This is a genomic window from Corynebacterium kozikiae (assembly GCF_024580965.1).
GTDB lineage: Bacteria > Actinomycetota > Actinomycetes > Mycobacteriales > Mycobacteriaceae > Corynebacterium > Corynebacterium kozikiae.
On record NZ_JANIKJ010000053.1, the window covers coordinates 1 to 751 of the forward strand.

Annotated in this window: 1 protein-coding gene; it reads left to right on the top strand. The window is 54.3% G+C overall.

The window, feature by feature from the left end; genetic code table 11:
- Positions 1–383 precede the first annotated feature (383 nt).
- Complete coding sequence (locus NQ018_RS11295; RefSeq protein ID WP_257061024.1) at positions 384–683, top strand: hypothetical protein; 300 nt, start codon at positions 384–386, stop codon at positions 681–683.
- Positions 684–751: the final 68 nt, after the last annotated feature.

A 751-nucleotide genomic window follows, 5' to 3' on the forward strand; every position in this document is an offset into this window, starting at 1 on the left:
CAATACCAGCGCACCGCCCACAGGATCACATCACCCTGGAAATGGCGCCACTTGAAATCCGTCATCGTTCCGTCCGTCCAATCTCCGCCAAGCATGCTCAAGCTTCACGATTTTTGCAACAGAGCCAAACCGGAAATCCTAGTTGGCTTCTCGAAGCTCCAGCTTCCCCATTGCGAGGGCTTACTGAAGGTAAACGACGGGAGGCGTTGAGGCGCGCGCGGAATTCTGCGGAGAATCGTTCAGCACATCATCCTCGCCATGGGGCAGCGATTACGCATGACGATGCTTTGGCGAACACAATGTTTGGGATGTGGAAAGACATTCTCCCTAACCACGACCCCGATGCTGAACCGGAGAGGAGGGAGAATAGGAATCGTGTTCGGATGTGGAAAGAAGCGCTAGAAGCAGCGTTTCCGCATGAAGTAGATCCTGACGGGCAAACGACGTACTGGAGAGTGGCCCACCTTCATCTGCTGCGCAATCGGGTGTCGCACATGGATAGCTTGCTCAATGTTGACGTTCTCGATGTGATTGGTGACGTGTTTTCACTGGTTGGGAGCATAGACCCGGTTCTCGAGCAGTGGCTCACGGGCACGAGCACCGTCAAGAAAATTTACGCCGCCCAGATTGCACGCGTGGGGATTGAGGGTGTGAATCCCACTGTCGTGGGTTTGATGAGGTAGTCGATGTTGCGGAAGCTTTGGCATCGGCGTGCGTTGTGCTCCGTACGTTGTTTCAAAAACGGGTTTCA